This window comes from Alsobacter sp. R-9 (assembly GCF_054612375.1).
This window is the reverse complement of sequence record NZ_JBTSWJ010000002.1, coordinates 126646-152682: the sequence shown is the minus strand read 5'-3', so window position 1 is coordinate 152682 and position 26037 is coordinate 126646. Positions and strand designations below refer to the sequence as shown.

Below are 26037 nucleotides of genomic sequence, written 5' to 3'. Positions count from 1 at the left end.
GCGGCCGCGCGGAGGGAGGACGGCGATGGGAGCCGGTCAGGACACCCGCCATGCCATCGGCATCGACGACGTGCGCGCGGCCCGCCGCATCATTGACGGGCAGGTCCAGCGCACGCCGATGCTGCCGGCCCCGCGGCTCTCCGCAGCGACAGGCGCCGAGATCTTCGTCAAGTACGAGAACATGCAGACGACGGGCTCCTTCAAGGAGCGCGGCGCGCTGGTCCGCCTCTCGCGGCTGAGCGAGGACGAGCGACGCCGGGGCGTCGTCACCATGTCGGCCGGCAACCACGCACAGGCGGTCGCCTACCACGCCGCCCGCCTCGGCATCGACGCGGCCATCGTCATGCCGGAGCCGACGCCCCTCGTGAAGGTGGAGAACACCCGCAGCTACGGCGCCAGCGTGATCCTCCATGGCGCGACGCTCTACGAATCCGCCGAGAAGGCGGCCGAACTTGTGGCACGCGAGGGTCGCACCCTCGTCCATCCCTACGACGATGCCAGCGTCATGGCCGGACAGGGCAGCGTGGCGCTGGAGATGCTGGAGGACGTCCCGGACCTCGACTGCATGGTCATCCCCATCGGCGGCGGGGGACTCTTCGCTGGCATGGCCGTCGCGGCGCGGGCCGTGAGCCCCGGAATCGGCCTCTTCGGCGTCGAGGCCGACCTCTACCCCTCCTTCGTCAACGCCATCGACGGCGGCGACAGGCCAATCGGCGGCCCGACGCTCGCCGAGGGCATCGCGGTGAAGACGGTCGGCCGGCTGACCCTGCCGATCGTCCGCGATTTCGCCGACGCCATCCTGCTCGTGGACGAGGCCGCCATCGAGGCGGGCGTGAACGGGTATGCGACGCTCGCCCGCACCATGGCGGAGGGAGCCGGCGCCGCCGGCCTGGCCGCGGTCCTCGCCGAGCCGGCCCGCTTCCGCGGCCGCCGGGTCGGCCTCGTGCTGTGCGGCGGCAACATCGACGCCCGGCTGCTCGCCTCCATCATGATCCGCTCGCTGGAGCGCCAGGACCGGATCGCCCACATCCGCATCACCACGGCCGATCGGCCGGGGCTTCTCGGCACGATCGCGTCGCTGCTCGGCAGCCTCGGCGCGAACATCCTCGAAGTGTCCCACGGGCGCCTGTTCCTCGACGTCCCTGCAAAGGGCGTCTCGCTCGACGTGACGGTGGAGACGCGGGGAAGGGAGCACACGGCCGAGATCGTCTCGGCGCTGCAGGCGGGCGGCTACGAGCCGCGCCGCATCGACAGGCGCAGCGCCACATGAGCGCCGGAAGCGACAGCCCGGAGGGGCGGCCATTGAAGCAGCCGTCCGGAAAGGCCATTTGACGATCGTGCCCGTCCGCGAGGACCGGGCGACAGGAGACCGGCATGACCAACACGCTTCCCGCCTATCCGAGCGCACCCGACGTGCGCGGCGTGCTCGGCGCGCGGATCGGCGCGTTCTGCGTCGATGTCGTCGTGGTCTTCTTCCTGTGGCTGCTCTTCACGGTGGTCCTGTTCGTGCTGGGCTTCCTCACCTTCGGCCTGTCGTGGCTGCTGCTGGCCCCGCTCTTCCCCATCGTCGCCCTGCTCTACAACGGGCTGACCGTGTCGGGACGCCACCGGGGCACCATCGGCATGCGGCTCTTCGGCGTCGAGATGCGCACGGTGAGCGGAAACACGCCCGCCTTCGTCGTCGCCGCGGTGCATGCCCTCTTCTACTACGTGACCGTGACGACGCTGACGCCCTTCATCCTGCTCTTCGGTCTGGTGCGCGAGGATCGCCGGATGATCCACGATCTGCTCTCCGGCGTGATCGCGGTCCGCAAGGGATCGTGACCGCGCCCCTTGAGACGCGGCGGTCGGCTGCTATCGTATGAAGGATGCTGCTTCGCGGGCGCCACACGCGGGCCGCACTGAGGATCAGAGGGTGTGACCAGCCAGTCCCGGGACCAACCGCAATTCTACCTCACCGCGCCGACGGCATGCCCCTATCTGCCCGGCCGGCAGGAGCGCAAGGTCTTCACCCACCTGATCGGCAAGCGCGCCGGGGAACTCAACGACGTCCTGACGCATGGCGGCTTCCGCCGCTCGCAGACGATCGCCTACCGTCCTGCGTGCGACGGCTGCCGGGCGTGCGTGTCCGTGCGCGTGCTGGTCGACGACTTCCGGTTCTCGCGCAACATGCGCCGCGTGCTGGAGCGCAACGACGATCTCATCGGCGAGATGAAGCCGAACACCCCGACCTCCGAGCAGTACTCGCTCTTCCGTCATTATCTGGACGGGCGGCACGCCCATGGCGGGATGGCCGACATGACGGCGCTCGACTACGCCATGATGGTCGAGGACAGCCATGTCGAAACCCGCGTGATCGAGTACCGCCGGCGCGGACCGGACAGCGGCTTCACGGGGCGGGGAACGGGGCCCCTCCTCGCCGCCGCGCTGACCGACGTCCTCGGCGACGGCCTCTCGATGGTCTACTCGTTCTACGAGCCCGAGGCGGCCGACCGCGGGCTCGGCACCTTCATGATCCTCGACCATATCGCCCGGGCGCGGCGCATGGGCCTGCCGCACGTCTACCTCGGCTACTGGGTCGAGGGCTCGACCAAGATGGGCTACAAGTCGCGCTACACGCCGCAGGAGCGGCTCGGCCCGGCGGGGTGGGTCCGGGTCGACTGACCCACCTGGCCACGAAGGGTGCCGGATCAGGCCCCCGGCGCCTTGGTCACCTCATAGGTGCAGCGGAACGAAGCCGCCGCGATCCGGTAGGTGTCCTTGGGGTTCGACGGATCCTGCACGATGGCGTCGCCCGGCTTCGCCACCATCGACTCCCCCCATGGCGCCTTGAAGGTCCAGGGCCCCTCGCTTGCGCCGAGGATGAAGTAGCGCATCGGCACGCCCTTGGGCGCATAGGCCTGCCACCCGGCGGAGTCGGCGGTGCCGTTCGGCTCACCGTAGCGGTCCTTCACCCGGTTGGCCTTGATCAGGTACTCCTCGTTGCCCGTCTCCGGGCAGCGGTTGCGCACCACGAGGTCGCCCGCCTCGGCCGGCTTGCTCTTCGTCTCGACGCCCTCGCCCTTGATGATCGTGACGATCACCTCGCCCACCACGGCCGGGCGCCCATCCACCGGCTTGGTCTTCGACGCCATGCCGACGCGTCCGTCGGCCTGTGCCTTTCCGAACAGCGCCACGATGTCGACGTCGTCGGCCCGCGCGGACGCGGCCGAAAGCGACGCCGCGGCCACCGGCAGCATGAGCAGGATGCGAGTCCTCATGATCTTGTCCCCCGTCGCTCCCTGAGCCCGCTCAGGCTAGAGCAGCGCCGCGGACAGGTGCAACCGGTTCACGGAGCGCGTCGCCCACCACTCTTGATGGCGTAGCACCGTCGACCAAAAGTTGTGCAACCGGTTGATTGACAATTATCCTTGACGCCGCGTAGCGTCCACTTGCCGCTACGCTCCAGTCCGAGTCGGCCCTGGATCGCCGCGACGGCCGGTGGCGTCGTCAGCCGGCCCGTCCGCATCGCCGATCATTCGCATGCGCCTCGCCTGCAGGAACGCCCGAGCTTCAACGCCCGGGTGACCGGCGGCGCGCCCTCGTCCCGATCCGCCTGCGCCGTCGAAGTGCCGATCCCGCCCCCGATCGCTGGAGGCTGCCATGCCCCATCGCCTGCTCGCCCTGCTCGTGCACGACGCCCTGACCCGCGCCCGCCAGGACGCGTCGCTCAGCCCCGAGGATGCCGCGCAGCGCGCGGACATCGAGCTCGAGGCCCTCGTGTCGTGGGAAAACGGTCTTGCACGCCCAAGCCTCGACCAGCTTCGCAGGCTGGCCGGGGCCTATGACCGGACAATCGGCGTCTTCTTCCTGCCTCAGTCGCCCCTCTGCGGAGGAGACGGCGCACCGGACCTGAACAGGCTGCGGCCCGCAGGATCCGCCTGACCGCGACGCCCGGTCAGCCGGAGAACCTGTTCGACTTGGGGAAGCCCTTCGGCGGGAGCCGGCCCGCCTCGGCCCGGTTGCCGACCCAGTCGCGCAACTCGGCCTGCGCGACCGTCCACGTCCGGCCGGACGTGTCGATCCAGGTGAGCCCGCCCTCGATCGCGAACACCTTGGCGTCGGACAGCCCGCCGTCCTTGTAGCGCTGCAGCCGGACGCCCTTGCCGCGCCCCATCTCCGGGATCTGCTCGATCGGGAACACGAGAAGCTTCCGGTTCTCGCCGACCACGGCGACATGGTCCCCCTCCGCCGGGATGGCCATCACCGCGCGGAACGGCGCATCGACATTGAGGACGTTCTTGCCCTTGCGGGTGTTGGCCAGCACGTCGTCGCCCGGCGCGACGAAGCCGCGGCCCTCGCTCGTCGCGAACAGCAGCCGCCCGCCGGGCCTGTGCGGCCATACCGTCACGATGTCGGCGCCCTCGTCGATGTCCGCCATGAGGCGGATCGGATCGCCGAAGCCGCGGCCTCCGGGAAGCTTCGACGCCTCCAGCGTGAACACCTTGCCGTTCGACGCAAGCACCAGGATGCGCGCGGTCGTCTCCGTGTGGAAGGAGACGGAGAGCCCGTCGTCGCCCTTGAACTGGAGGGACGACAGGTCCTGCACGTGCCCCTTCAGGGCCCGGATCCAGCCCATGCGCGAGACGACGACCGTGATCGGCTCCTTCTCGACCATCGCTTCCGCGAGGTCGATGTCGGACGTCTCCGGCGCCTCGGCGAACTGGGTGCGACGCTTGCCGATCTTCGTTTCCGGGCCGAAGGTCTTGCGGACCTCGCGGATCTGCCACGAGATCGTCTTCCACTGTTGCTGCTCGGATCCGAGAAGCCCCTCGATCTGGCTCTTCTCCGCGGTCAGCGTGTCGAGCTCGCGCTTGAGCTCCATCTCCTCGAGCTTGCGCAGCGAGCGCAGGCGCGTGTTGAGGATGGCCTCGGCCTGAACGTCCGTGAGCTCGAAGACCCGCATCAGCTCGGCCTTGGGCTCGTCCTCCTCGCGGATGATGCGGATCACCTTGTCGAGGTCGAGGTAGACGATCAGCAGGCCGCGCAGGATCTCGAGGCGCTTGTCGATCTGCCCCAGCCGGAAGCGCGAGCGCCGCAGCAGCACCTCGCGCCGGTGGTCGAGCCACGCGCGCAGCGCCTCCGACAGGCCGAGCACGCGCGGCACGACGCCACCCGTCAGCACGTTCATGTTCATCGGGATGCGGCTCTCCAGCTCGGTGAGCTTGAAGAGCGACTCCATCAGGATCGCCGGGTCGACCGTGCGGGAGCGGGGCTCCAGCACGATGCGGACGTCCTCGGTCGACTCGTCGCGGATGTCGGCGAGCAGCGGGAGCTTCTTCTCGTTGATGAGCTCGGCCATCTTCTCGATGAGCCGCGACTTCGGCACGAGATACGGGATCTCGGTGACGACGATGACCCAGCCCCCGCGGCCGAGGTCCTCCTTCTCCCACCGCGCACGCACCCGGAAGGAGCCGCGGCCCGTCCGGTACGTCTCGGCGATGGAGGCACGGGGCTCGACGATCACGCCGCCGGTCGGGAAGTCCGGGCCGGGGACAAAGGTCAGCAGCTGGTCCGGCGTCGCCTTGGGGTGGCCGATCAGGTAGAGCGCTGCGTCGCAGAGCTCGGCCGCATTGTGCGGCGGGATCGAGGTCGCCATGCCAACCGCGATGCCCTGCGAGCCGTTCGCCAGCAGGTTCGGGAAGGCGGCGGGCAGGACGAGCGGCTCCTCGTCCTCGCCGTTGTAGGTCTCGCGGAAGTCGACCGCGTCCTCGTCGATCCCGTCGAGAAGGAGCCGCGCAACCTCGGTCAGCCGGGCCTCCGTGTAGCGGTAGGCGGCGGCGTTGTCGCCGTCGATGTTGCCGAAGTTGCCCTGCCCGTCGACCAGGGGATAGCGCTGGGCGAAATCCTGCGCGAGGCGCACCAGCGCGTCGTAGACCGCCTGGTCGCCGTGGGGGTGAAACTTGCCGATGACGTCGCCGACGATGCGGGCGCACTTCTTGTAGGCCTGGCCCGGATCGAGCCGCAGCAGCCGCATGGCGTGCAGGATGCGCCGATGGACCGGCTTCAGGCCGTCGCGCGCGTCGGGCAGCGCGCGGTGCATGATGGTGGAGAGAGCATAGGCGAGGTAGCGCTCCTCGAGCGCCGCCTTCAGGTCGATGTTCTCGACGCCCTCGCCCGGAGCCGGCGGATCGACTGGCTTGCCCAACGGCCTCTTCCCTTCGCGTAACCCGCTTGAAGGGCGGAACGTCTAGCGAACATGGCGAGTCGCGGCAAGCGCGACCGGCCTGGTCCCGGCCGCCGTCCCCAGTTTCGTCTGCCTCAGGTGCGCTGGCCGCGCAGCAGGGCTGCCGGCCGCACCACGACCTCGATCGCCGCGATCGCCTTCTCCGGCGGCGCCCGGTCGACGGCACCGCCGCAGGCGCTGTCCGGCTCATGCACGGAGTACCGGATGCGCGGAGCGTCGCCGCGGCCCTTGGTGGCGACGGTCTGCGACGGCTTGCAGTTGAGCATCAGCTTGGTCGTGCCGGTCACGGGGACGAGCACCACCTCGCCGTCGGGCCGCGACCAGATGCCGATCTCCACACGGGTCGGCGGCGTGGTGGCCGCTCCCGCGGCGCGGCGGCGGTTGACGTCGAACACCGCCGTACAGAACCGCCCCTCCTCGCACAGGACCGAGTAGGTCGAGGCGTAGCGGTCGCCCGTGCCTTGGGCCCGTACGATGATCTGGACCAGTTGCGGGGCTGTCGTGCCGGGGCCGGGCGCCTGGCTCGGCGGCGTCTGCGCCGCCGCGGCCGCAGCCAGCAGAACCAGGGCGGCGCCCGCGGCGCCGGCGTGTCTCGCGCTCATGCGTCGTGTCCTTCCGTCATCGGACCGCCCGCCGTGACGGCCGCGATGAAGGCGGTGCGCACGTCGGGCATGGGGATGCCTCTCGGTTCGAGGACATGACGCGAGAGGAAATGGCCGGTCAAGGCGAAACCCGCAGCAAGGTCAACGGCCTGCGGCATTCCCCGCCCCTGCCCCTCCGTCAGGAACGCCGGCAGGCGAAGCAGCCGACCGGCCCACGGTTGGGCGGCGGACGCAGAGACGGCCCGACCTGACTTGGGCGAGACGAAAGCGAGCCCCTCTGCCGAACCGGTCAGGGCGCAGGCGGCGAGGTCGAGGCCCACTCCCAGCTCCGCGAGGACCGCGATCTCGAAGCGGACCATGAGCGGAGCGGCGATCTGCGGGTCGTCGAGCGCGTCGACGACGATGCCGAGCGCTTCATAGAGGCCGGGATTGGCTTCCCGCTCCGGCAAGAGCCGGACGACGGCCGCGAGCGCCGAGAGCCCGTAGAGAGACGCCGGCCGCAGCATGAGCCCTGCGGCCCGCAGTGTCGTGCCCTCGACGCTGTACTGGCCCAGATGCTCCTCGAGCCGCGCCCGCCAGCGCAGGGCGACACCGTTGCCGGGCTGGAGCACCGGCTGCAGCCGGGCCGAGCGGCCGCCCCGCACGAGGCCGAGATGGCGGCCGTGCTCGCGCGTCATGACCTCGAGCAGCACGTTCGCCTCGCCGTGGCGGCGAACACCGAGCACGATGCCTTCGTCCTGCCACTCCATCTGCAGACTCCGGCACAAGGGCCTCGGAGGACACGATGAATCCGTCTTGCCCGAAAAGGTTGTTTCGGCCCCGCTCCTGCCGGGAGCGCCGCACCGGGCCGCGGGTCACTCCTTCGGGAACTCCAGTCCCATCTCCCGGTAACGCGCGGGATCGTCGATCCAGTTCTCGCGCACCTTCACGAACAGGAACAGGTGGACCGTGCAGTCGGCGGCCTCTGCGATCTCCTTGCGGGCCGCCTCCCCGATCGCCTTGATCGTGCGCCCGCCCTGCCCGAGCACGATGCGGCGCTGGCTTTCGCGGGTGACGAAGATGGTCTGCTCGACGCGCGCGGAACCGTCCTTCAGCGTCTTCCACGAGTCCGTCTCGACCGTCGATTGATAGGGCAACTCGTCGTGCAGCCGCTCGTAGAGCTTCTCGCGGGTGATCTCCGCCGCCAGCGAGCGCAGCGGCGCGTCCGACACCTCGTCCTCCGGGAAGAGCCAGGGTCCCTCCGGCATCATCGCCGCGAGCTTCTCGCGCATCGTGGCGACGCCGTCCCCCGTCAGGGCCGACACCATGAAGGTCTCCGCGAAGGCGTGGCGCTCGTTGAGCGAGGCCGCGAGCGCGAGCAGCGACGGCCGCTCGACCGTGTCGACCTTGTTGAGGATCAGCACCTTCTTCTGCCGCAGTTCCGACAGCCGGCCGAGGATCGCGTCGACCTCCTCGTCCGCGCCCTTGCGCGCATCGACCAGCAGGCCGACGACATCCGCGTCGCCCGCCCCGCCCCAGGCCGACGTGACCATGGCACGGTCGAGCCGGCGCTTGGGCGCGAAGATGCCGGGCGTGTCGACGAAGATGATCTGGGCCGGGCCGGCGAGCGCGATGCCGCGCACCAGCGAGCGCGTCGTCTGCACCTTGCGGGAGACGATCGAGACCTTGGCCCCCACGAGGGCGTTGAGGAGCGTCGATTTTCCCGCGTTCGGCGCGCCGATGAGGGCGACGTAGCCGCAGCGCTGGGGCGTTTCGCTCGTGTCGCCGGTCATGCCTCGTCCTCTCTCAGTCCCTCGCGGCGGAGGAACCCTTCCGCTGCGGCCTGCTCGGCGATCCGCTTGGAACGGCCTTCGCTGACCACCGGCTCGTACCCCACGACCCGTGCCTCGATCTTGAACACCGGCGCGTGGTCGGGCCCGCTGCGGCCGATCTCCACATAGGCCGGCGCCGGCAGCCCGCGGCCCATGGCCCACTCCTGCAGCGCGGACTTGGCGTCGCGGACGGCCCGGCCGGGTTCTTCCATGCGCCCGCCGAAGGCGCGCTCCACGAGGGCCCGCGCCGCTTCGAAGCCGGCGTCGAGGTGGACGGCGGCGATGATCGCCTCGCAGACGTCCGCCAGCAGCGCCTCCTTCCGGCGCAGGCCGGTCTGGCGCTCGCCCACACCCAGGCGCACGTGGGGGCTGACGTTCCATTCGGTGGCGACGGCGGCGCAGGTCTCGCGCCGCACCAGCTGCGCGAGCCGCCGGGAGAGCTCGCCCTCCGTCGCCTGCGGAAACGACCGGTAGAGCATGGCCGCCACCGCGAGGCCGAGCACGCGGTCGCCGAGAAACTCCAGGCGCTGGTAGTGCGGCCCGTCGACCGGCGATCCCGGCAGCGCGGTGATGTGCGTGAGCGCCCGCTCCAGCAGCGCCCTGTCGGCGAAGCGGTGCCCGATGGCCTGCTCCAGGGCGTCGAGCCCGGGCTTGCCCCGCGCCATCAGCCGACCGGCTTGAAGATGCGGTTCCACCGCACCGTCCACGGCCATTCCCAGATCTTCCACGCCGTTCCCTCCTCGGTGATCGAGAAGAAGATCACCTCGGCCCGGCCGATGAAGTTCTCGAAGGGCACGTAGCCGACGCCCTGGGAGGACATGTCGCGCGAGTCGAGCGAGTTGTCCCGGTTGTCGCCCATCATGAAGTAGTGGTTCGGCGGCACGACGTAGACGGGCGTGTTGCGGCCCAGCCGGTTGCCGTAGAAGTCCAGCTCCTGGATCGTGTAGCTGATCCCGTTGGGCAGGGTCTCGCGGTAGAAGGTCGCCTGGTCGCGCAGGCCGGCGCCCGCCGACACGTCCTGCTTGCCCACCCGCTCCTTCTTCACCGGCTGGCCGTTGATGGTCAGGATGCCGTCGACCATCTGGATCCGGTCGTTGGGCAGGCCGATGACGCGCTTGATGTAGTCGGTCGAGTTGTCGCGCGGCAGCTTGAACACCGCGATGTCGCCGCGCTGCGGCTCGGCGGCCCAGACGCGCCCCGAGAACAGCGGCGGGCTGAACGGGATGGAGTAGCGCGAATACCCGTAGGAGTACTTGGAGACGAACAGGTAGTCGCCGATCAGCAGAGTCGGGATCAACGATCCCGAGGGGATGTTGAACGGCTGGAAGAGGAACGTGCGCACGACGGCGGCGATGAGCAGCGCCTGGACGATGACCTTCACCGTCTCGAGGATTCCGCCCTCCTCCTTGCCCTTGGTCGTTCCGGCCACGCCAGTCGGCTCCGTCATGTTCGTCACTTCCCGGGCAGGCCCGTCGTCAGGATGGCAGGCCGCGAGTGGCCCACCGGCAGCGCGATATAGACCTCCGGCCCCTCCAAGGCAACGCGACCGGCCTCAGCCGACCGGGCGCGCCTCGATGACCACGAAGGCTTGCGCGAGAGGATAGTCGTCCGTCAGCGTCACGTGGATCACGGCCTCGTGGCCCGCCGGCACGAGCGCAGCGAGACGTTCCCGCGCCCCGTTGCCGAGGGCGAGGGTGGGTGCTCCGGACGGCAGGTTGACGACCCCGATGTCGCGCATGAACACGCCACGGTTGAAGCCGGTGCCCAGCGCCTTCGAGCAGGCCTCCTTTGCCGCGAAGCGCTTCGCATAGGACGCTGCTCGCTGCGCCCGCCGCTCCGACTTCGCCTGCTCGACCGGCGTGAACACCCGCTGCACAAAACGCTCTCCGAACCGTTCCAGCGTCTTCTCGATCCGCCGGATGTCGATCAGGTCGGATCCGATGCCGACGATCACGCCGCCGGTCCCGCGGTGCGTCCCGCGTCCATCGCCGCCCGCATCCGCCGGATGGCCTCCGCGAAGCCGACGAACACCGCCTCGCCGACGAGGAAATGCCCGATGTTCAGTTCCCGCAACTCCGGCAGCCCGGAAATCCGGCGGGCCGTGATGTAATCGAGGCCATGGCCCGCATGGACCTCGAGGCCGAGCGAGGCTCCGAACGCAGCAGCCCGCCGCAGGCGCTCGAACTCCGCCTCGGCTCGCTCCCCGTTGCCGGCCTCCACCGCCTCGCACCACGTCCCCGTGTGAAGCTCGACCACCGGCGCGCGCAGCTTCGCCGCCATCTCCACCGGCGCCGCATCCGCCTCGATGAACAGGGACACGCGTATTCCCGCGTCGACGAGTCGGCCGATGATCGGGGCGAGGTGGTTGTGCCCGCCGACGACGTCGAGCCCACCCTCCGTCGTGCGCTCCTCGCGCTTCTCGGGCACGAGGCAGACGGCGTGGGGCATGACGTCCAGCGCGATGCCGACCATCTCGGACGTTGCCGCCATCTCGAAGTTGAGCGGGACGCCGATCGCGTCCTTCAGCGCGCGCATGTCCGCGTCGCGGATGTGGCGCCGGTCCTCGCGCAGGTGCGCCGTGATTCCGTCGGCGCCGGCCTCAACCGCGAGCAGTGCGGCGCGGATCGGGTTGGGCCGGGACCCGCCGCGCGCATTGCGCAGGGTCGCGACGTGGTCGACGTTGACGCCGAGCCGAAGCTTGGCGGGGGACGAAGGACCCGGGGACGTCATGGCCTCACCTCGGCATGGGGCGGCTGCCGGGCTTCACCGGCGGGATGGCGGCCAGTTCAGGCGGAAGCTGGTCGGCCGGATACGCGGGAATGTCGAGCTGCGCGAGGCTGATCAACGGCACGCCGATGTCCGCCTTTCCGCCGGAGCGGTCGATGAGGCAGGCCGCGCCCACGATCGTGTCCGCGACATCGCGGATGGCATCGAGGCACTCCCGGGACGACAGGCCCGTCGTCACGATGTCCTCGACCATCAGCACGCGGGCTCCGGGCGCGATCTCGAATCCGCGGCGAAGCCGGAACCGCCCCTCCTCGCGCTCCACGAAGATGGCCTTGGCGCCAAGGTGGCGGGCCGTCTCGTAGCCGGGGACGATTCCCCCGACGGCTGGGGAGACGACGACGTCGACGCGACCGAAAGCGGCCTTCACCTTCGCGGCAAGCGCGCGGCAGAGCCGCTCCGTCCGGACCGGATCCTGGAAGACGAACATCTTCTGAAGGAACACCGGGCTCCTGAGCCCGGAGGAGAGGATGAAATGGCCCTCCAGCAGCGCTCCCGCGTCGCGGAACTCCGCCAGCACCTCGTCATTCGTCATGGAACCGATCCCTGCGCCTTCGGGGTCAGGCATTGCAGATGAAGCAGGCGGAAGCAAGGGCGCTCCGACCCCCGGTCTCCGCCGGTCAGCCGTTCACGCGCCGCACGGAACTCACCACCGGGCGCTGCTTCAGCTGGCTGATGATTCCGTTGAGGTGCTTGAGGTTCCAGACCTCGACGTCGATCACCATCTCGCGAAAGTCGGTGGCGCCCTTGCCGGTCACCGTGATCGAATCGATGTTGCCGTCGTTGTCGCCGATGATCTGGGCGATCTGGGCCAGCGTGCCGGGCTCGTTGATGACGGTGAGCGCGAGCTGGGCCGGAAACCGCTGCGGAAGGTCGTCGTCGATGTCCCAGCGCACGTCCAGCCACCGGTCCGGCTGGTCGTCGAACGCGGTCAGCGCCGGCGACTGGATGGGATAGATCGTGATCCCCTCGCCCGGGGTGAGGATGCCGACGATGCGGTCGCCCGGCACCGCGCCTCCGTTCGGGGCGAAGCGCACCGGCAGGTCCCCGTTGAGCCCCCGGATCGGGATCGACTGCCGTGGCCCGTCCTCGCCCACGGGGTCGTGGCCCGGCACCTTGAAGACGAGGCCCTCGGCCTTCTTCAGGCCGAACCAGCCCGCCTCGGCCGCCCGTCGGACGTCCGGCGCGACGACCCGCTCCTCCTTGTAGTCCGGGTAGACCGCCTTCACGACGTCCCCCGAGAAGATCTCGCCTCGCCCGACCGCCGCGAGGACGTCTTCGAGCGAAGTGCGCGCGAGGCGCGGAAGGGCGGCCCGCAGCTTCTCGTCGGAATAGGCCTTCTTGCCCCGCTCGAAGGCGCGCTCGACGATCTGCCGCCCGAGGCCGGCGTACTGCCGGCGCACCGCAGTGCGCGTGGCGCGGCGGATGGCGGCGCGGGCCTTGCCGGTGACGACGATCGATTCCCAGGCCGCCGGCGGCACCTGCCCCGGCGCACGCGCGATCTCCACCTCGTCGCCGTTGTGGAGTTCCGACAGAAGCGGGACGATGCGCCCGTTGACCTTGCATCCCACGGCCGTGTTGCCGACGTCCGTGTGCACGGCATAGGCGAAGTCGATCGGCGTCGCACCCCGCGGCAGCGCGATCAGCCGCCCCTTGGGCGTGAAGCAGAACACCTGGTCGTGGAACAGCTCGAGCTTGGTGTGCTCGAGGAACTCCTCCGGGCTGTCGCCCTCCGCCAGGGTCTCCACCGTGCGCCGCAGCCATTCGTAGGCACGGCTCTCGCGCGCCAGCGCGGAGCGGTCCGAGCCGCGCCCGTCCTTGTAGAGCGCGTGGGCGGCGATGCCGAACTCGTTGATCCGGTCCATGTCCTCGGTCCGGATCTGCAGCTCGACGCGCTGCCGGCCGGGGCCGATGATCGTGGTGTGGAGCGAGCGGTAGTCGTTCTGCTTCGGGGTCGAGATGTAGTCCTTGAAGCGGCCGGGCACGCTCGGCCAGGTCGTGTGGACGATGCCCAGCACCGCGTAGCAAGCGGCGACGTCGGGGACGATGATGCGGAAGCCGAAGATGTCGGAGAGCTGCTCGAAGGAGACGGACTTGCGCTCCATCTTCTTCCAGATCGAGTAGGCGCGCTTGCGCCGCCCCTTGACCTGCGCCCGGACGCCGCTGCCGCGCAGCTTCGCGTCCATGTCGCGCTCGATCTCCTCGATCACCGGCCCGCTGCGCGCCGAGATCTCGTCGAGCCGCGCCGTGATCATGGCGTGCGCCTCGGGCGAGAAATGGCGGAACGCGAGATCCTCCAGTTCCTCGCGCATCTCCTGCATGCCCATGCGCCCGGCGAGCGGCGCGTAGATGTCGAGGGTCTCCTCCGCGATGCGCGTGCGCTTCTCGACGGGCACGTAGTGCAGCGTGCGCATGTTGTGCAGGCGGTCGGACAGCTTGACGAGCAGGACCCGGACGTCGTCGGCGATGGCAAGGAGGAGCTTGCGCAGGTTCTCCGCCTGCGCCGCCTTCTTGGAGACGAGGTCGAGCTTCTTGATCTTGGTGAGCCCCTCGACCAGCGCGCCGATCTCGTGGCCGAACAGCCGGTCGATCTCCTCCCGCGTCGCCTCGGTGTCCTCGATCGTGTCGTGCAGGACGCCGGCCACGATGGTGGCGTCGTCGAGCCGAAGGTCGGTGAGGATCGCCGCCACCTCGAGCGGGTGCGACATGTAGGGGTCGCCCGACGCACGCTTCTGCGGACCGTGGGCCTTCATCGCGTAGACGTAGGCGCGGTTCAGCAACGCCTCGTCGGCGTTGGGATTGTAGCGCTTCACGCGCTCGACGAGTTCATACTGCCGCATCATGGCGGCCGGCCTTCCAGAAACGCCGCACCTCGGACGTGACGCCCGCAAGGGGAGTATCGGGATCGCCGACGACCGCCGCAAGGGCGCTGCCGACGCGGCGGCAGAAAAGAAAAAGCCCGGCCGGAGCCGGGCTTGTCACGCGAGACGAGCGGGCGTCACTCGCCCTCGTCGTCCGTCTCGGCCGGCGGAACCAGCCCCTCGAGACCGCGCAGGAGGTCTTCCTCCGTCATGCGGTCGAACTCGACGCTCGAATCGTCGGCGCCCTCGGGAGCCGCGCCGATCATCGGCACGGTCTCGGGCTCCGGCTCGTCGACGTCGACATGCTTCTGGAGCGAGTGGATGAACTCTTCCTTGAGATCCTCGGGAGAGATCGTCTGGTCGGCAATCTCGCGCAGCGCCACGACGGGGTTCTTGTCGCGGTCGCGCTGAACCGTCAGCGGCGCGCCGGAGGAGATCATCCGGGCCCGGTGGCTGGCGAGCAGGACGAGTTCGAACCGGTTGTCGACCTTGTCGATGCAGTCTTCGACTGTGACGCGAGCCATGGATGCTCCGGAGGTTGAAGGCGAATGAACCGCGGCGCATACACCACGGGGGCTGCGCGTGCAAGGCCCGGAAACGAAAAGCTGTCCCGTGCGCGGCCAAGGCTACGCTTGACAGCAGAAAGCCGGCGACCTTAAGTCCAACAACTTTCAGTTGAAACGCTTCGCTGGAGGGTGTCAGTACTGCCGCACAACAGCGGTGGGCGGGTTAATGATTATAATCCGCGCTCTGATACCCCGTGAAGATCGAACGCCTCTTCGGGGCCCGGGACTCGTCAATGCAATCCTCCGAGCGCACTGCCATTTTCATCGATGGTGCCAACCTTTACGCCACGGCGAAGGCGCTTGGCTTCGATATCGACTACAAGCGCCTGCTCAAGGAGTTCCAGTCCCGCGGCAACCTTGTTCGCGCCTTCTACTACACGGCGCTGATCGAGGACCAGGAGTACTCCTCCATCCGCCCGCTCATCGACTGGCTGGACTACAACGGCTACCGCGTCGTCACCAAGCCGACGAAGGAGTTCGTCGACTCGACCGGGCGCCGAAAGGTCAAGGGCAACATGGACATCGAGCTCGCGATCGACGCGCTGGAGCTCGCGCCCTTCATCTCGCACATGGTGCTGTTCTCGGGTGACGGCGACTTCCGCTCGCTCGTCGAGGCGATGCAGCGGCGCGGCGTCCGCGTGTCCGTCGTCTCCACCATCACGTCGCAGCCCCCGATGGTGGCCGACGAGTTGCGCCGCCAGGCCGACGAGTTCATCGACATCGTCCAGCTGATCCCGCGGATCGGGCGCGATCCCTCGGAGCGGGCCGAGCGTCCGCCGCGGACGTTCGAGCGGCGCGCCCCCGCGGCGCCGGCGCCGGCCGATCCCGGCGACGACCGCTGACGCTTTCGCCGGCCCTAGCCGGGCCGGCATCATCGACAAGGCCGGGGACAGGCCGTTCTGCACCGTCGCGGCATGCCGCGCCGTGGGCTAGAACGGCGGCATGACCGATCTGCGCACATCCACGGCGTCCCCCCCGCCCCCGTCTCCCTGCGAACCCGGCCGCGAGTGCCCCCTCTGCCCGCGGCTCGTCGCGTTTCGCCATGAGGCGCGGGCGCGCGAACCGGCCTGGCACAACGCGCCGGTGCCCTCCTTCGGCGACCCGGCGGCGCGGCTCCTGATCGTCGGGCTCGCACCCGGCATGAAGGGTGCCAACCGCACCGGCCGGCCTTTCACCGGCGACTACGCCGGCGACCTCCTCTACGAGACGCTCTCCGAGTTCGGCTTCTCGCGCGGGACCTTCGCGGCGCGGCCGGACGACGGCCTGGTCCTGGTCGACGCCATGCTCACCAACGCGGTGCGCTGCGTGCCACCGGAGAACAAGCCGACGGGCGGCGAGATCGCCACCTGCCGCCCCTTCCTCGAGGCGACGCTGGGTGGCCTGCCGCGGCTGGCGGCGATCGTCGCGCTGGGGCGGATTGCCCACGAGTCGACCCTGAGGGCGCTCGGCCGACGGGCCGACGACGCCCGCTTCGCCCATGGCGCGCGCCACCGGATCGGCCCGGTGACGCTCTTCGACAGCTACCACTGCTCCCGCTACAACACGCAGACGCGGCGCTTGACGCCGGCCATGTTCAAGGCCGTCTTCGCCGCCGTCCGGACCGAGCTCGACGCCGCTAGGGCGTGATCGGCCGCCCGATGACGGGCTTCGCCACCGGCGCCGGCTGGCGCGAGAAGCGGCCGAAGACCATGTCGGGCGCGCTGGTGTTGTGTCGCGACGGGACGACACGGCCGGCCCAGACCTCCGTCGCCTCGGCGCCCTTCCAGCCCATGATCGGGGCCTCGCCCCAGCCGGTGCCGCCCATCGTCCGCCACGCCACGCGCGCCACGTCGGAGTTGAACTCGGTGGCGTACATCGAGCGAAGGGCCGCGAAGGGTGCATTGCCCGGCATCGGGCCGTCATAGGTGACGTCGATGGCCATGTGCTCCTGGTCGAGCACCGCCATGGTGAGGCGCGCCGACCCGCCGCGCTGGAAGTTCAGCGTGAAGCTGCGGCTGTCCGGATCGAACACGATCTCCTTCAGCGCCACGATGGGCCGCTCCTGCACCTCCACCGGACCCACGAGGAACGAGCTGCCGTAGGCGCTCCAGCGCATGTGCGGCGGCGGCAGCGGGCGCGCACGCCAGTAGCCGTCCGGCGGATAGAAGACGAGCACCTCCTCCGCCCGCTCGCGGAAGAGCACCCACAGCTGCACGACATGGAACCCCTGCTCCACCCGGTCACCGACCCTCACGGGCACCGTGTTCGGCCGCCAGAACGAGGGGAAGGTGTAGCCGGTGAGCCAGAGTTCGGGGGTCTCGTAGAAGGTCGACCGGCGGGCCTGTGCAGCGAAGACGGGGTCCGCGGACATGTCGCAACTGGTGAAGTCCGGCGCCCAGCGGTCCGCCACGATGGTGCCGATGAAGGCCGGATGCACCGCCTGGATGCGCAGCGAGCGCAGCTGCGGCGAGGCAAAGGTGAGCTCGATGTTGTCCTTCTCCGCGCACAGCACCGGCTCGCTGCGGTTCGCCACCGTCACGGCGAGATCGTCCGCCGCGCGCAGGCGTCCCGGGAGGAGAGGCGCCGCGGCGCCCGCGAGGCCGGTGGCAAGGAGGGAGCGGCGGGTCAGAAGGCTCATGGACGGCTCCGGATGCGGCGGCAGGAGGTGGGAGGGCGTTGCTTAGCGGCCCGTGCTTACCCCCTGCCCGGACGGCAGGACGGCATAGACGTCGCCCGAATTGGCCTCGTGAGGCAAGGCCGAGAGGTGCGCGGCCATCGCCGTGGCGTCGACGGGCGTGCCGAAGTGCAGGCGCTGGCTCTCGCCCAGCGCGATGTCGAAGCGGTAGGGACCCAGCGCCGACAGCCGGTCGAGGCAACGCAGCGCGACGTCGCGCGCGATGGTCGTGAACTCGAACGAGAGCGCGGGCACGGGCCTGCTCAGCCCCTGAAGCACCACGTCCTCGAAGCCTTCCACGTCGATCTTCACGAAGGCCGGCTCGCCGAAGCGCGCCCGCAGGGCATCGAGAGTGGTCATCGGCACCGTCAGCGTGCGGTCCCAGACCTGCCCCTCCCAACCGCCCGCCCCGTCAGCGGCGGCCACGAAGGCGTCCGAGGCCGTCGTCACGGTCGGGTTGCGGCTGTTCACGCGCAGGACGAGTTCGCCTTCCGTGGCTCCGGCCGCGGCCCGCAGCAGCGTGACGGACGGGTCCCTGCCGTGGATCAGGCGAATGACGCCGGCGGGCCCCGGCTGCGGCTCGAGCGCCACGACCCGGGCGCCGAGCCGCCGGAAGGACGAGACGCGGTCGCCGACGTGAGCCCCCACGTCGAACACGACGTCGCCAGGCGCCACGAACCGGCCGTAGAGCGCATCCATCGCCCGGTGGTGGTTCCGGTCGAGGTGGTAGACGCGAACGGAGCGCCACAGGGCACGCAGGCCGGCGAGATCCATGCGGCGAACCCTCAGGCCGCTTGCAGCACGGCGTCGTCGGCATCGCCCTGCCCGAGGGCGAGCACCTCCGGCGGCGGCGAGATTTCTTCCGGGATCGCGCAGAGGCCCATCCGCGCCAGCGCGGCGCCCAGCGCCGGGTCGGCCGTGAACACGGCAAAGGGAATGGCGAGCGGGAACCCGATCAGCAGCGGCAGGCCCCACCACAGCGCCGTCGGCGAGCCGACGGCGAGGAGGAGAATCACGGTGCTCCCGAACAGCGTCTGCGGCCAGAGCCCCGCCAGCGCCGTGGCCCATGACAGAGCGTGCGCGTCGCGCGCCTGCCCGTTCCAGGTGACGGACTTGCCGAACAGCAGCCCGATCATGAACAGGCTCGTGCGCAGCGTGGTGACGGCGCCGACGAGGAAGGAGAAGACGAGCTCCGCCGCGACGCCGGCGAGGAAGCGGCCCCTTCCCCCGTAGCGCGCGACGCCGCCGGGCGTCAGCAGCACGTCAAGGCTGCCCGCGAGCTTCGGCGCGAGGAACATCACAAGAAAGGCGAGATAGACAAAGAGCGCGAGCCCGGCCGGGTAGCCGCCGGCAAGGTCGGCCGTCTCGAACGGCTTCAGCGCCGCCAGCGCGAACATCAGCGTCCAGGCCGGGATGCCGAGGAACATCAGGATCGCCCAGGCGAGCTGGAACCGGCTCATCGGGTAGAGCCCCGGCAGGCCGACGAGGCGCCAGTACTGCATGTTGCCCTGGCACCACCGCAGGTCGCGGCGGGTGAACTCCAGCACCGTCGGCGGGTTCTCCTCCCAGCTGCCGCACTCCTGCGGCAGCACGCGCACCTCGAAGCCGGCGCGGCGCATCAGGGTCGCCTCGACCTGGTCGTGCGACAGGATCTGGCCGCCGAGCGGCGGCTTTCCCGGCAGCACCGGCAGGTGGCAGTGCTCGATGAACGGCGCGATGCGCACCATCGCGTTGTGGCCCCAGAAGGGCCCGCAGTCCCCCGCCCACCACGCGCTGCCCATCGTGTAGGGCCGCATGCCCTGCCGCATCCCGAACTGGAACAGCCGCGCAAAGGCGCTGCGCGAGGGCAGCCCGACGACGAGGCTCTGCAGGATGCCGAGGCGCGGATAGGCCTGCATGATGCGGGCAAGGCGCACCACCGTCTCGCCGTCCATGAGGCTGTCGGCGTCGAGCGGCAGCATGAGCTCGTATTCGCGGCCCCAGCGGTCGCAGAAATCGCGGACATTGCCGGCCTTGAAGCCGGTATTCACCTCGCGACGGCGGTAGGTGAGCCTGGCCGGATGCGGGTCGGATGCCTTCATCTGCGCGAAGGCCAGTTCCTCGGCAGCGGCCACGGTCGGGTCGCTCGTGTCGGACAGCACGAAGTACGCGAAGTGCGCCCCCTCCCCCGTCCGCTCGATGCTCTCCTTGACGATCCGCAGCCGCGCCAGCGCACGTGCCGGGTCCTCGTTGCGCACGGTCAGCAGCACGGCGGTCCGGATCGACAGCGGCTGCGGGTCGAGCTCGGCCTCGAGGAAAGGCGCGGCCTCCTTCCAGGGATTGCGGGTCGCATGCAGCAGCCAGAGTCCGATGACGGAGTTCCAGAAGCCGAGCACGCTCCACGGCGCGGCCAGCAGGAAGCACAGCAGCATCAGGGCGTCGATCACCGTCCAGCCGCCGGCGCCGAGCACCTTCACCATTGCGTAGGCGAGGCCAAGATAGGTCACGACGTTGAGCAGCGTCACGATCAGGCGCCGTCGCGCCAGCACGGACGTTGACTGGAGGCCGGCCGGGGTGGTCGATGCCATGGAAGCGGACGCCAGGACTGGAAAAACCGCGCGCCGGACGGCACAACGGGGCGGAAGCCGCCGCAGGAGATAGAGGGGAACGCCCCATTGGGCAATGAGTCAGGTCCCGGACACGCCACCGCGCTCTGGTATGTCGCACCCATGACGGCCGAGGCGCGGGCGGAGACCCTGCCGGCCGAACCGCAGGGCCTCAGGGTCCGGACGCTGTGGTCGGGCATCAGCCGCGGCACCGAGCGGCTGGTCGCGTCCGGGCGTGTTCCGGATGCCGAGCGCGAGCGCATGCGCGCGCCGCTCCAGGCCGGCGACTTCCCGTTTCCCGTGAAGTACGGCTACTGCGCCGTGGGCGAGGTCGAGAACGGCCCGCCCGACTGGCGGGGCCGCACCGTCTTCGCCCTGCACCCGCACCAGGACCGTTTCGACGCCCCCCTCGCCTTCGCCCGTCCGCTGCCCGCTGGCGTGCCGGCGCGTCGCGCCATCCTCGCCGCCAACATGGAGACGGCGCTCAACGCCGTCTGGGACTCGGGCGCCGGCCCCGCCGACCGCATCGTCGTCGTCGGCGGCGGCGTGGTGGGGCTGCTCACGGGCTGGCTCTGCGCCCGCCTCCCCGGCGCCAGCGTCACGCTCGTCGACGTCGAGCTGGCGCGGCGGCCGCTGGCCGAGGCGCTCGGGATGGCCTTTGCCGAGCCCGGCAAGGCGCCGGAGGACGCGGACGTCGTCTTCCACTGCAGCGCCAGCGCGCCGGGCCTTGCCACCGCCATCGGCGCAGCCGGGCTCGAGGCGACCGTGGTCGAGATGAGCTGGTACGGCGAGGGCCCGGTTCCTTCGCCGCTGGGCGGGGCATTCCACAGCCGACGCTTGCGGATCGTGTCATCCCAGGTCGGCCACGTCTCCCCGTCCCGGCGTCCGCGCTGGAGCCACGCGCGCCGCATGGACGCGGCATTGGCCCTGCTGCGCGACCCCGCGCTCGACGCGCTGATCACCGAAGAGATCGCCTTTCCAGATCTTCCGGGCGCGATCCCGCGTATCCTTGCGGCCGGGGCCCCCGGCCTCGTCACCGCCGTCCGCTATCCCTGACCGGCACGCCCGTGCCACCACCGAGGAGCCAGCCCATGTTCGCCGTCGAAGTGCGCGACCACATCATGATCGCGCACAGCTTCAAGGGGGAGCTGTTCGGCCCCGCCCAGCGCCTGCACGGCGCCACCTTCGTCGTGGACGTGGCCTTCTTCCGCGAGACGCTCACGTCCGACAACGTGGTGGTCGACATCGGCCGCGCCCATGACGCCCTGAAGGCGACGCTCGGCCCGCTGAACTACCGCAACCTCGACGAGATCCCCGAGTTCGCCGGCCAGCAGACGACGACCGAGTTCCTCTGCAAGCACATCTTCGACCGCATGGCCGCGGCCGCCCGCAACGGCGACCTCGGCCCCGGCGGCGAAGGCATCGTGCGCATCCGCGTCCAGCTGCATGAGTCGCACGTGGCCCGCGCCTGGTTCGAGGGGCCGGTCGTTGCCTGAAATCGTCTTCGCGATCCCGGGCGACCTCGCGACACCGACCGGCGGCTATGCCTACGACCGGCGGCTCCTTGCGGAGCTTCCGGCCCACGGCATCGCCATCCGCCACCTGCAGCTGCCGGGCGGCTTCCCCTTCGCCAGCGTCCCGCAACTCGGAGAGGCTGGGTATCTCATCAAGCAGACGCCGCCGGACGCGGTGGTGATGGTCGACGGGCTCGCCTATGGCGCGCTCACGGACCTCGTGCTGAAGGACATCGACCGGCGCTTCGTGGCGCTGGTCCACCACCCTCTCGCGCTGGAGACCGGGCTCAACGACCGCCAGCGCCGGGCACTCCACGCCAGCGAGAAAAGCGCCCTCGCCCGCGCCCGAGCGGTCATCGTCACGAGCCGCCCGACCGCCGAGGGCCTCGTCGCCGACTTCGGCGTGCCCGGCGAAAAGATCACCGTCGCCGAGCCGGGCACGGACCCCGCGCCCCGGGCCATGGGGTCCGGATCGCACGTCCCGGCCCTTCTGGCGGTGGGCTCGGTGACCGCGCGCAAGGCCTACCCGATCCTGATCGAGGCCCTCGCCGGTCTCGCAAACCGGCCATGGACCCTGCGCATCGTCGGTCCGGACGACCGCGATCCGGCCGAGGCCGACCGCGTCCGGTCGCTGATCGCCGAGCGCGGGCTGACCGACCGCATCCGCCTCGACGGCGCGCTCGCCCCGGACGAGCTCGAGGCGGCCTACGCGAAGGCCGATCTCTTCGTGATGGCCTCGCTCTACGAAGGCTACGGCATGGTCCTCGCCGAGGCACTGGCCCGCGGGCTTCCCATCGTCTGCACCACCGGCGGCGCCGCGGCGCAGACCGTCCCCGACGGCGCCGGGCTGAAGGTGCCGCCGGGGGATGCAGCGGCGTTGCGTGCCGCGATTGCCGGCCTCATCGACGATCCGGCCCGCCGGACGGCCCTGTCGGACGCGGCTTGGCAGGCCGGGCAACGGCTGCCGGTCTGGACGCAGACCGCCGCGCGTGTCGCCGCGGTCCTCCGGATGGTCGCGGGAGACGCATCATGAGCGGGTTCTCGCCCGACTGGCTCGCCCTGCGCGAGCCCGCGGACCACCGCGCCCGCGACGCCGGCCTCGCCCGCAGGCTATCGTCATGGTTGTCGGCGCGGCCCGATGTCCGCGTTCTCGACATGGGCTGCGGCACCGGCTCGAACCTGCGCGCCCTGATGCCGCTGCTGCCCGCCCGGCAGGCGTGGACGCTGGTGGACTGGGACGCGCGGCTGCTCGACGCCGCCCGCGCCAGGCTTTGCGCCTGGGCCGAACACCACCGGGAGACCGCCGATGGCATCGTCATCGCCCGCGAGGGTCGCGAGGCGGCTGTGAGCTTCCGGCAGGCCGACCTGACGAAGGACCTCGACGCCTGCCTCGACCTGCGGCCCGACCTCGTCACGGCCGCCGCGCTCTTCGACCTCGTCTCGACGGCGTGGATCGAGGGCTTCGCAGGGTCGATGGCGGCCCGGTCGCTGCCGCTCTACACGGTGCTGACTTATGACGGGACGGAGGAGTGGTCGCCGCCGCATCCGCTCGATGCCGCCGTCCTGTCCGCGTTCCACGCGCATCAGGGCACCGACAAGGGCTTCGGTCCCGCCGCGGGGCCGGCTGCAGGCAACGCCCTCGCCGAAGCGTTCGGTCGGGCCGGCTACAGCGTCGGGACGGCCAGCAGCCCATGGCGGCTGGGTTCAACGGACGCTGGGCTCGTGCGCGAGCTGGCTTCGGGCATCGCCGGCGCCGCGGCCGAGACCGGCCGGGTCACCGCGGAGGACGCGAAGGCGTGGGCCGACGCACGCGCCGGCGCGTCGGCCGTCGTCGGCCACGTCGACATCCTGGCGCTCCCGCCCGGCTGATCCTCAACGGATCGGCCACATCCGCGCCAGCACGCCATCCTTGCGGATCATGGCGTGCTGGATGACGCCGGCCATGTGCAGGATGAAGAGGCCGATCAGCAGGTATCCGGCGATCTCGTGCATGCCGAGGATCTGCTTCACCGTCGCCTCGCTGCCGGAGAACTGGATCGGCACCGGCCACGTCCAGAAGAGGTTCACCGGCGCGCAGCACATCGACACGCCGATGAACCCGGAGATCGGCATTCCGAGAAGCAGCACGTAGAGCGCGATGTGCACTGCCTTGGAGAGCACCAGCTCAAAACGGGTGAGCCTCGGTGCCGGCGGCGGCGCTCCCAGAACGAGCCGCAGGGCCGTCCGCGCGATCATGACCACGAAGATCAGGATCCCGAACGACTTGTGGATCTCGTAGAGCGCGTTCGTCAGCGCCCCTTCCGGGGTGCGGGTCATCGCGAGGCCCACCGGGACGAGGATCGCGACGAAAAGCGCGGCAAGCCAGTGCAGCGCCCTCGCGGGAGCCGAATAGCCCCTGACGGCGGGATCGGACGTCGCAAGTGCCATGGCTCCCTCCTCGCAGGGGACCTCGCCGCTCAGGCCGGGCGGCGCAGGTCGCAGTCGAACAGCACGTCCCCGTCCGCCAGAACCGTCACCGTCGTGTGCGGCCGCAGCGCCCCGGCGAGCGTGTCGATCGGCGCGAGGTCGAGCCCGGTCTTTCCCGAGCCGATGATCATCGGCGCGACAAGGACGTGCAAGCGGTCGACGCAGCCGGCATCGATGAAGCGGGATATGGTGTTGGCGCCGCCTTCGAGAAGGATGCGGCGGATGCCGCGCTCCTTCAGCGCCCCCAGGATCGCCCGCGGCGCGATGCCGCGCCCGTCGGCCGGCAGCACGATCTCCTCGACCCCGGGTCCCGGCAGCGGGCCCGGGGCGCTGCGGAAGACTATCCGCGGCGTCTGGCACGCGGCCATGCACGCCATGCCCGGCGGCAGGCGCCCCGCCGGATCGATGACCACCCGGACCGGGTTGCGGCCTTCGACGCGACGGACGTTCAACTGCGGGTTGTCGGCGATGACGGTTCCCACCCCCACGACCACCGCATCGACGTTCGCACGCAGCCGGTGCAGGTGATCGAGGGCCGCGTCACGGTTGATCCAGCGAGAATGTCCGGTGGGGGTGGCGATGCGGCCGTCGAGCGACTGGCCGAGCTGGGCGACGACGTAGGGCTCCGGCCCTTCGTGACTTTGCAACGAAGCGAAAGGCGCGGCGTTGTCGTCCTGCTTGCCTTTTGGGCGATCGGCGTGTGAATGAAGCACGTGGGTCCGGGGTTTAACGTCTCGGTTGTGGCAGGTCGGCGTCCCGCGCCAACTTGAAGACACAAACCTAGACCCTATCGTATGTCGGTCAATTCCAGCGGCTTGCCGGTGCCCTACCGGCGCGAGGTCTCGATGCTGCGTCCCGAGCGTTCCATTGGTCTGGTGGCGGACAAGACCCACACCGCCGCCGAAAGATCCATTGCCGAGTTCCGTTCGGGAAGACCCGTTCTCGTCCTGTCCGACGATCAGGCGGCGTTCGTCATCGGCGTGGAGGCGATCGACGAGGCCGCCGCGGCCGAACTCGACGCGGTCGCGTCGGGGCGGGCGAGGCTGGTGCTCCCGTCGGCGCGCCTGCGCCGCCTGGGTCTCGAGCGCACGACCCCCGGCTCGATCGCCTTCCCGACCGTCGACCGCCAGCGCGTCGAGGCGCTCGCGCTGAAGATCGAGGCCAGGGCCGACGCGCCCGTGGCCGCGGCGACCGGCGTCGATCTCCTCGCACTCGAACTCGCGACGATCTCCCTGGTGCTGCCGGCCGTTCTGGTCATTCCCGTCGATCCCGCCGCCGTCTCCGCCGACGTGCTCCGGGTCGATGGCGAGGCTGTGCGCGCCTACCGTCAGTCGGCCGGCCAGACCGCCCGGCTCGTGAGCCGCGCGCCGGTCCCGCTCGAGGGCGCCAGCGAGACCGAGTTCGTCGTGTTCCGCGGCGGCGAGGGCCTCCGCGACCAGGTCGCGATCGTCGTCGGGAAGCCGGACCTCTCCCTTCCAGTGCCGGTTCGCCTGCACTCGGCCTGCCTGACCGGTGATCTCTTCGGCAGCCTGAAGTGCGACTGCGGCGACCAGCTGCGTGGCACCATCCGCTTCATGACCGAGAACGGCGGCGGAATCCTGCTCTACCTCGACCAGGAAGGCCGCGGGAACGGCATCGCCAACAAGATCCGCGCCTACAAGCTGCAGAGCCAGGGCTACGACACCTACGACGCCGACGAGATGCTCGGCTTCGACCTCGACCAGCGCCGGTTCGACTTCGCCGCGGAGATGCTGAAGCAGCTCGGCGTGAAGCAGGTCGAGATCATGACCAACAACCCGGTCAAGATCGCTGCCCTGAAGCGCGCCGGCCTCGAGGTGGTGGAGGAGCGCCGGGTGCTCGGCCGCCGCACGAACGAGAACGTGCTCTACCTCGCGTCGAAGCGCGACCGCGCGGGGCACTTCATCGACCTCGACGACCTCGTCGCGCATCGCCCGAACGACGACTGAGC

Annotated in this window: 28 protein-coding genes; 11 read left to right on the top strand and 17 right to left on the bottom strand. The window is 70.3% G+C overall.

From position 1 onward, the window contains the following. Positions 1–25: 25 nt before the first annotated feature. From ACX9GQ_RS03395 to ACX9GQ_RS03385, 3 genes are all read left to right on the top strand, one after another. Positions 26–1270 (top strand): threonine ammonia-lyase, encoded by a 1245-nt coding sequence (locus ACX9GQ_RS03395; protein ID WP_459628131.1) that lies wholly within the window; start codon positions 26–28, stop codon positions 1268–1270. Between the two features lie 104 nt (positions 1271–1374). After that, on the top strand, positions 1375–1824 hold the full coding sequence (locus tag ACX9GQ_RS03390) for an RDD family protein (RefSeq protein WP_459628130.1): 450 nt from the start codon (positions 1375–1377) through the stop codon (positions 1822–1824). A 93-nt stretch (positions 1825–1917) separates the two neighbouring features. Then, entirely contained in the window at positions 1918–2664 is a 747-nt protein-coding gene (locus tag ACX9GQ_RS03385; RefSeq protein WP_459628129.1) for an arginyltransferase, read from the top strand. 26 nt (positions 2665–2690) lie between these two features. Here ACX9GQ_RS03385 and ACX9GQ_RS03380 read toward each other — a convergent pair whose 3' ends face one another. After that, positions 2691–3260, bottom strand: coding sequence for a hypothetical protein (locus tag ACX9GQ_RS03380; protein WP_459628128.1), 570 nt, complete (start codon positions 3258–3260; stop codon positions 2691–2693). A 382-nt stretch (positions 3261–3642) separates the two neighbouring features. On the opposite strand from ACX9GQ_RS03380, the gene ACX9GQ_RS03375 reads away from it, so the two are divergent. Beyond that, a complete protein-coding gene (locus tag ACX9GQ_RS03375; RefSeq protein WP_459628127.1) occupies positions 3643–3924 on the top strand; it encodes a helix-turn-helix domain-containing protein in 282 nt (93 codons plus the stop codon). 13 nt (positions 3925–3937) lie between these two features. Here ACX9GQ_RS03375 and parC read toward each other — a convergent pair whose 3' ends face one another. The 11 genes from parC to rpoZ all read right to left on the bottom strand — a co-directional run bounded on the left by parC (position 3938) and on the right by rpoZ (position 14808). Continuing rightward, a complete protein-coding gene (parC, locus tag ACX9GQ_RS03370; RefSeq protein ID WP_459628126.1) occupies positions 3938–6187 on the bottom strand; it encodes a DNA topoisomerase IV subunit A in 2250 nt (749 codons plus the stop codon). A gap of 113 nt (positions 6188–6300) precedes the next feature. Beyond that, positions 6301–6828 carry a hypothetical protein gene (locus ACX9GQ_RS03365; protein ID WP_459628125.1) on the bottom strand — a complete coding sequence of 176 codons (528 nt, stop codon included), beginning with the start codon at positions 6826–6828 and terminating at the stop codon, positions 6301–6303. Further along, positions 6825–7577, bottom strand: a complete 753-nt coding sequence (gene recO, locus ACX9GQ_RS03360) for a DNA repair protein RecO (protein ID WP_459628124.1) — start codon at positions 7575–7577, stop codon at positions 6825–6827. The genes ACX9GQ_RS03365 and recO overlap by 4 nt, the downstream gene beginning before the upstream one ends. Before the next feature lie 105 nt (positions 7578–7682). Further along, a complete protein-coding gene (gene era, locus ACX9GQ_RS03355; protein WP_459628123.1) occupies positions 7683–8600 on the bottom strand; it encodes a GTPase Era in 918 nt (305 codons plus the stop codon). Further along, positions 8597–9352 carry a ribonuclease III gene (gene rnc / locus ACX9GQ_RS03350; RefSeq protein WP_459628122.1) on the bottom strand — a complete coding sequence of 252 codons (756 nt, stop codon included), beginning with the start codon at positions 9350–9352 and terminating at the stop codon, positions 8597–8599. The genes era and rnc overlap by 4 nt, the downstream gene beginning before the upstream one ends. Next, the gene (lepB, locus tag ACX9GQ_RS03345; RefSeq protein ID WP_459628121.1) at positions 9304–10086 is read right to left on the bottom strand and encodes a signal peptidase I; all 783 of its coding nucleotides are present in this window, start codon (positions 10084–10086) and stop codon (positions 9304–9306) included. The genes rnc and lepB overlap by 49 nt, the downstream gene beginning before the upstream one ends. Before the next feature lie 105 nt (positions 10087–10191). Then, the gene (gene acpS / locus ACX9GQ_RS03340; protein ID WP_459628120.1) at positions 10192–10593 is read right to left on the bottom strand and encodes a holo-ACP synthase; all 402 of its coding nucleotides are present in this window, start codon (positions 10591–10593) and stop codon (positions 10192–10194) included. After that, positions 10590–11369: a pyridoxine 5'-phosphate synthase gene (locus ACX9GQ_RS03335; protein WP_459628119.1), complete on the bottom strand. Its 780-nt coding sequence runs from the start codon at positions 11367–11369 to the stop codon at positions 10590–10592. Before ACX9GQ_RS03335 ends, acpS begins: the two co-directional genes overlap by 4 nt. Before the next feature lie 4 nt (positions 11370–11373). Beyond that, positions 11374–11958 (bottom strand): orotate phosphoribosyltransferase, encoded by a 585-nt coding sequence (gene pyrE, locus ACX9GQ_RS03330; protein ID WP_459628118.1) that lies wholly within the window; start codon positions 11956–11958, stop codon positions 11374–11376. An 85-nt stretch (positions 11959–12043) separates the two neighbouring features. Continuing rightward, a complete protein-coding gene (locus tag ACX9GQ_RS03325) occupies positions 12044–14266 on the bottom strand; it encodes a RelA/SpoT family protein (protein ID WP_459628117.1) in 2223 nt (740 codons plus the stop codon). A gap of 155 nt (positions 14267–14421) precedes the next feature. Then, entirely contained in the window at positions 14422–14808 is a 387-nt protein-coding gene (rpoZ, locus tag ACX9GQ_RS03320; RefSeq protein ID WP_459628116.1) for a DNA-directed RNA polymerase subunit omega, read from the bottom strand. 275 nt (positions 14809–15083) lie between these two features. Here rpoZ and ACX9GQ_RS03315 point away from each other — a divergent pair, with 275 nt between their 5' ends. Together ACX9GQ_RS03315 and ACX9GQ_RS03310 are read left to right on the top strand one after the other, a co-directional pair. Beyond that, on the top strand, positions 15084–15692 hold the full coding sequence (locus ACX9GQ_RS03315) for a LabA-like NYN domain-containing protein (protein WP_459628115.1): 609 nt from the start codon (positions 15084–15086) through the stop codon (positions 15690–15692). Positions 15693–15792: 100 nt separating this feature from the next. Then, positions 15793–16476 (top strand): uracil-DNA glycosylase, encoded by a 684-nt coding sequence (locus ACX9GQ_RS03310; RefSeq protein WP_459628114.1) that lies wholly within the window; start codon positions 15793–15795, stop codon positions 16474–16476. On the opposite strand, the gene ACX9GQ_RS03305 is transcribed toward ACX9GQ_RS03310, so the two are convergent. Genes ACX9GQ_RS03305 through mdoH form a run of 3 tightly spaced genes read right to left on the bottom strand, consistent with a single transcriptional unit; the run spans position 16466 to position 20136 of the window. After that, positions 16466–17467 (bottom strand): hypothetical protein, encoded by a 1002-nt coding sequence (locus ACX9GQ_RS03305; protein WP_459628113.1) that lies wholly within the window; start codon positions 17465–17467, stop codon positions 16466–16468. The two genes, ACX9GQ_RS03310 and ACX9GQ_RS03305, sit on opposite strands and share 11 nt — an antisense overlap. Positions 17468–17509: 42 nt before the next feature. Further along, complete coding sequence (locus ACX9GQ_RS03300; RefSeq protein WP_459628112.1) at positions 17510–18277, bottom strand: FkbM family methyltransferase; 768 nt, start codon at positions 18275–18277, stop codon at positions 17510–17512. Positions 18278–18288: 11 nt separating this feature from the next. Then, positions 18289–20136 (bottom strand): glucans biosynthesis glucosyltransferase MdoH, encoded by a 1848-nt coding sequence (gene mdoH / locus ACX9GQ_RS03295; RefSeq protein ID WP_459628528.1) that lies wholly within the window; start codon positions 20134–20136, stop codon positions 18289–18291. 75 nt (positions 20137–20211) lie between these two features. On the opposite strand from mdoH, the gene ACX9GQ_RS03290 reads away from it, so the two are divergent. Genes ACX9GQ_RS03290 through ACX9GQ_RS03275 form a run of 4 tightly spaced genes read left to right on the top strand, consistent with a single transcriptional unit; the run spans position 20212 to position 23471 of the window. Continuing rightward, positions 20212–21144, top strand: a complete 933-nt coding sequence (locus ACX9GQ_RS03290; RefSeq protein WP_459628111.1) for a zinc-dependent alcohol dehydrogenase — start codon at positions 20212–20214, stop codon at positions 21142–21144. A 35-nt stretch (positions 21145–21179) separates the two neighbouring features. After that, positions 21180–21584 carry a 6-pyruvoyl trahydropterin synthase family protein gene (locus ACX9GQ_RS03285; RefSeq protein WP_459628110.1) on the top strand — a complete coding sequence of 135 codons (405 nt, stop codon included), beginning with the start codon at positions 21180–21182 and terminating at the stop codon, positions 21582–21584. Next, a complete protein-coding gene (locus ACX9GQ_RS03280; protein ID WP_459628109.1) occupies positions 21577–22635 on the top strand; it encodes a glycosyltransferase family 4 protein in 1059 nt (352 codons plus the stop codon). Before ACX9GQ_RS03285 ends, ACX9GQ_RS03280 begins: the two co-directional genes overlap by 8 nt. Beyond that, complete coding sequence (locus tag ACX9GQ_RS03275; protein WP_459628108.1) at positions 22632–23471, top strand: class I SAM-dependent methyltransferase; 840 nt, start codon at positions 22632–22634, stop codon at positions 23469–23471. The genes ACX9GQ_RS03280 and ACX9GQ_RS03275 overlap by 4 nt, the downstream gene beginning before the upstream one ends. A gap of 3 nt (positions 23472–23474) precedes the next feature. On the opposite strand, the gene ACX9GQ_RS03270 is transcribed toward ACX9GQ_RS03275, so the two are convergent. Then, entirely contained in the window at positions 23475–24029 is a 555-nt protein-coding gene (locus ACX9GQ_RS03270; protein ID WP_459628107.1) for a cytochrome b, read from the bottom strand. Positions 24030–24058: 29 nt separating this feature from the next. Continuing rightward, complete coding sequence (locus tag ACX9GQ_RS03265) at positions 24059–24781, bottom strand: RibD family protein (RefSeq protein ID WP_459628106.1); 723 nt, start codon at positions 24779–24781, stop codon at positions 24059–24061. Positions 24782–24862: 81 nt separating this feature from the next. On the opposite strand from ACX9GQ_RS03265, the gene ribA reads away from it, so the two are divergent. Further along, positions 24863–26035 (top strand): GTP cyclohydrolase II RibA, encoded by a 1173-nt coding sequence (gene ribA, locus ACX9GQ_RS03260; protein ID WP_459628105.1) that lies wholly within the window; start codon positions 24863–24865, stop codon positions 26033–26035. Positions 26036–26037 lie beyond the last annotated feature (2 nt).

What these genes read in the sequence shown, in the direction of transcription:
- ACX9GQ_RS03305 (WP_459628113.1), bottom strand. Translation starts at nt 17,467, where the DNA reads ATGAGCCTTCTGACCCGCCGCTCCCTCCTTGCCACCGGCCTCGCGGGC.
- ACX9GQ_RS03325 (WP_459628117.1), bottom strand. Translation starts at nt 14,266, where the DNA reads ATGATGCGGCAGTATGAACTCGTCGAGCGCGTGAAGCGCTACAATCCC.
- ACX9GQ_RS03380 (WP_459628128.1), bottom strand. Translation starts at nt 3,260, where the DNA reads ATGAGGACTCGCATCCTGCTCATGCTGCCGGTGGCCGCGGCGTCGCTT.
- lepB (WP_459628121.1), bottom strand. Translation starts at nt 10,086, where the DNA reads ATGACGGAGCCGACTGGCGTGGCCGGAACGACCAAGGGCAAGGAGGAG.
- ACX9GQ_RS03390 (WP_459628130.1), top strand. Translation starts at nt 1,375, where the DNA reads ATGACCAACACGCTTCCCGCCTATCCGAGCGCACCCGACGTGCGCGGC.
- ACX9GQ_RS03315 (WP_459628115.1), top strand. Translation starts at nt 15,084, where the DNA reads ATGCAATCCTCCGAGCGCACTGCCATTTTCATCGATGGTGCCAACCTT.
- ribA (WP_459628105.1), top strand. Translation starts at nt 24,863, where the DNA reads ATGTCGGTCAATTCCAGCGGCTTGCCGGTGCCCTACCGGCGCGAGGTC.
- era (WP_459628123.1), bottom strand. Translation starts at nt 8,600, where the DNA reads ATGACCGGCGACACGAGCGAAACGCCCCAGCGCTGCGGCTACGTCGCC.
- ACX9GQ_RS03300 (WP_459628112.1), bottom strand. Translation starts at nt 18,277, where the DNA reads ATGGATCTCGCCGGCCTGCGTGCCCTGTGGCGCTCCGTTCGCGTCTAC.
- ACX9GQ_RS03335 (WP_459628119.1), bottom strand. Translation starts at nt 11,369, where the DNA reads ATGACGTCCCCGGGTCCTTCGTCCCCCGCCAAGCTTCGGCTCGGCGTC.
- ACX9GQ_RS03395 (WP_459628131.1), top strand. Translation starts at nt 26, where the DNA reads ATGGGAGCCGGTCAGGACACCCGCCATGCCATCGGCATCGACGACGTG.
- ACX9GQ_RS03310 (WP_459628114.1), top strand. Translation starts at nt 15,793, where the DNA reads ATGACCGATCTGCGCACATCCACGGCGTCCCCCCCGCCCCCGTCTCCC.
- ACX9GQ_RS03285 (WP_459628110.1), top strand. Translation starts at nt 21,180, where the DNA reads ATGTTCGCCGTCGAAGTGCGCGACCACATCATGATCGCGCACAGCTTC.
- rpoZ (WP_459628116.1), bottom strand. Translation starts at nt 14,808, where the DNA reads ATGGCTCGCGTCACAGTCGAAGACTGCATCGACAAGGTCGACAACCGG.
- ACX9GQ_RS03375 (WP_459628127.1), top strand. Translation starts at nt 3,643, where the DNA reads ATGCCCCATCGCCTGCTCGCCCTGCTCGTGCACGACGCCCTGACCCGC.
- ACX9GQ_RS03270 (WP_459628107.1), bottom strand. Translation starts at nt 24,029, where the DNA reads ATGGCACTTGCGACGTCCGATCCCGCCGTCAGGGGCTATTCGGCTCCC.
- pyrE (WP_459628118.1), bottom strand. Translation starts at nt 11,958, where the DNA reads ATGACGAATGACGAGGTGCTGGCGGAGTTCCGCGACGCGGGAGCGCTG.
- ACX9GQ_RS03290 (WP_459628111.1), top strand. Translation starts at nt 20,212, where the DNA reads ATGACGGCCGAGGCGCGGGCGGAGACCCTGCCGGCCGAACCGCAGGGC.
- ACX9GQ_RS03275 (WP_459628108.1), top strand. Translation starts at nt 22,632, where the DNA reads ATGAGCGGGTTCTCGCCCGACTGGCTCGCCCTGCGCGAGCCCGCGGAC.
- rnc (WP_459628122.1), bottom strand. Translation starts at nt 9,352, where the DNA reads ATGGCCGTGGACGGTGCGGTGGAACCGCATCTTCAAGCCGGTCGGCTG.
- recO (WP_459628124.1), bottom strand. Translation starts at nt 7,577, where the DNA reads ATGGAGTGGCAGGACGAAGGCATCGTGCTCGGTGTTCGCCGCCACGGC.
- ACX9GQ_RS03365 (WP_459628125.1), bottom strand. Translation starts at nt 6,828, where the DNA reads ATGAGCGCGAGACACGCCGGCGCCGCGGGCGCCGCCCTGGTTCTGCTG.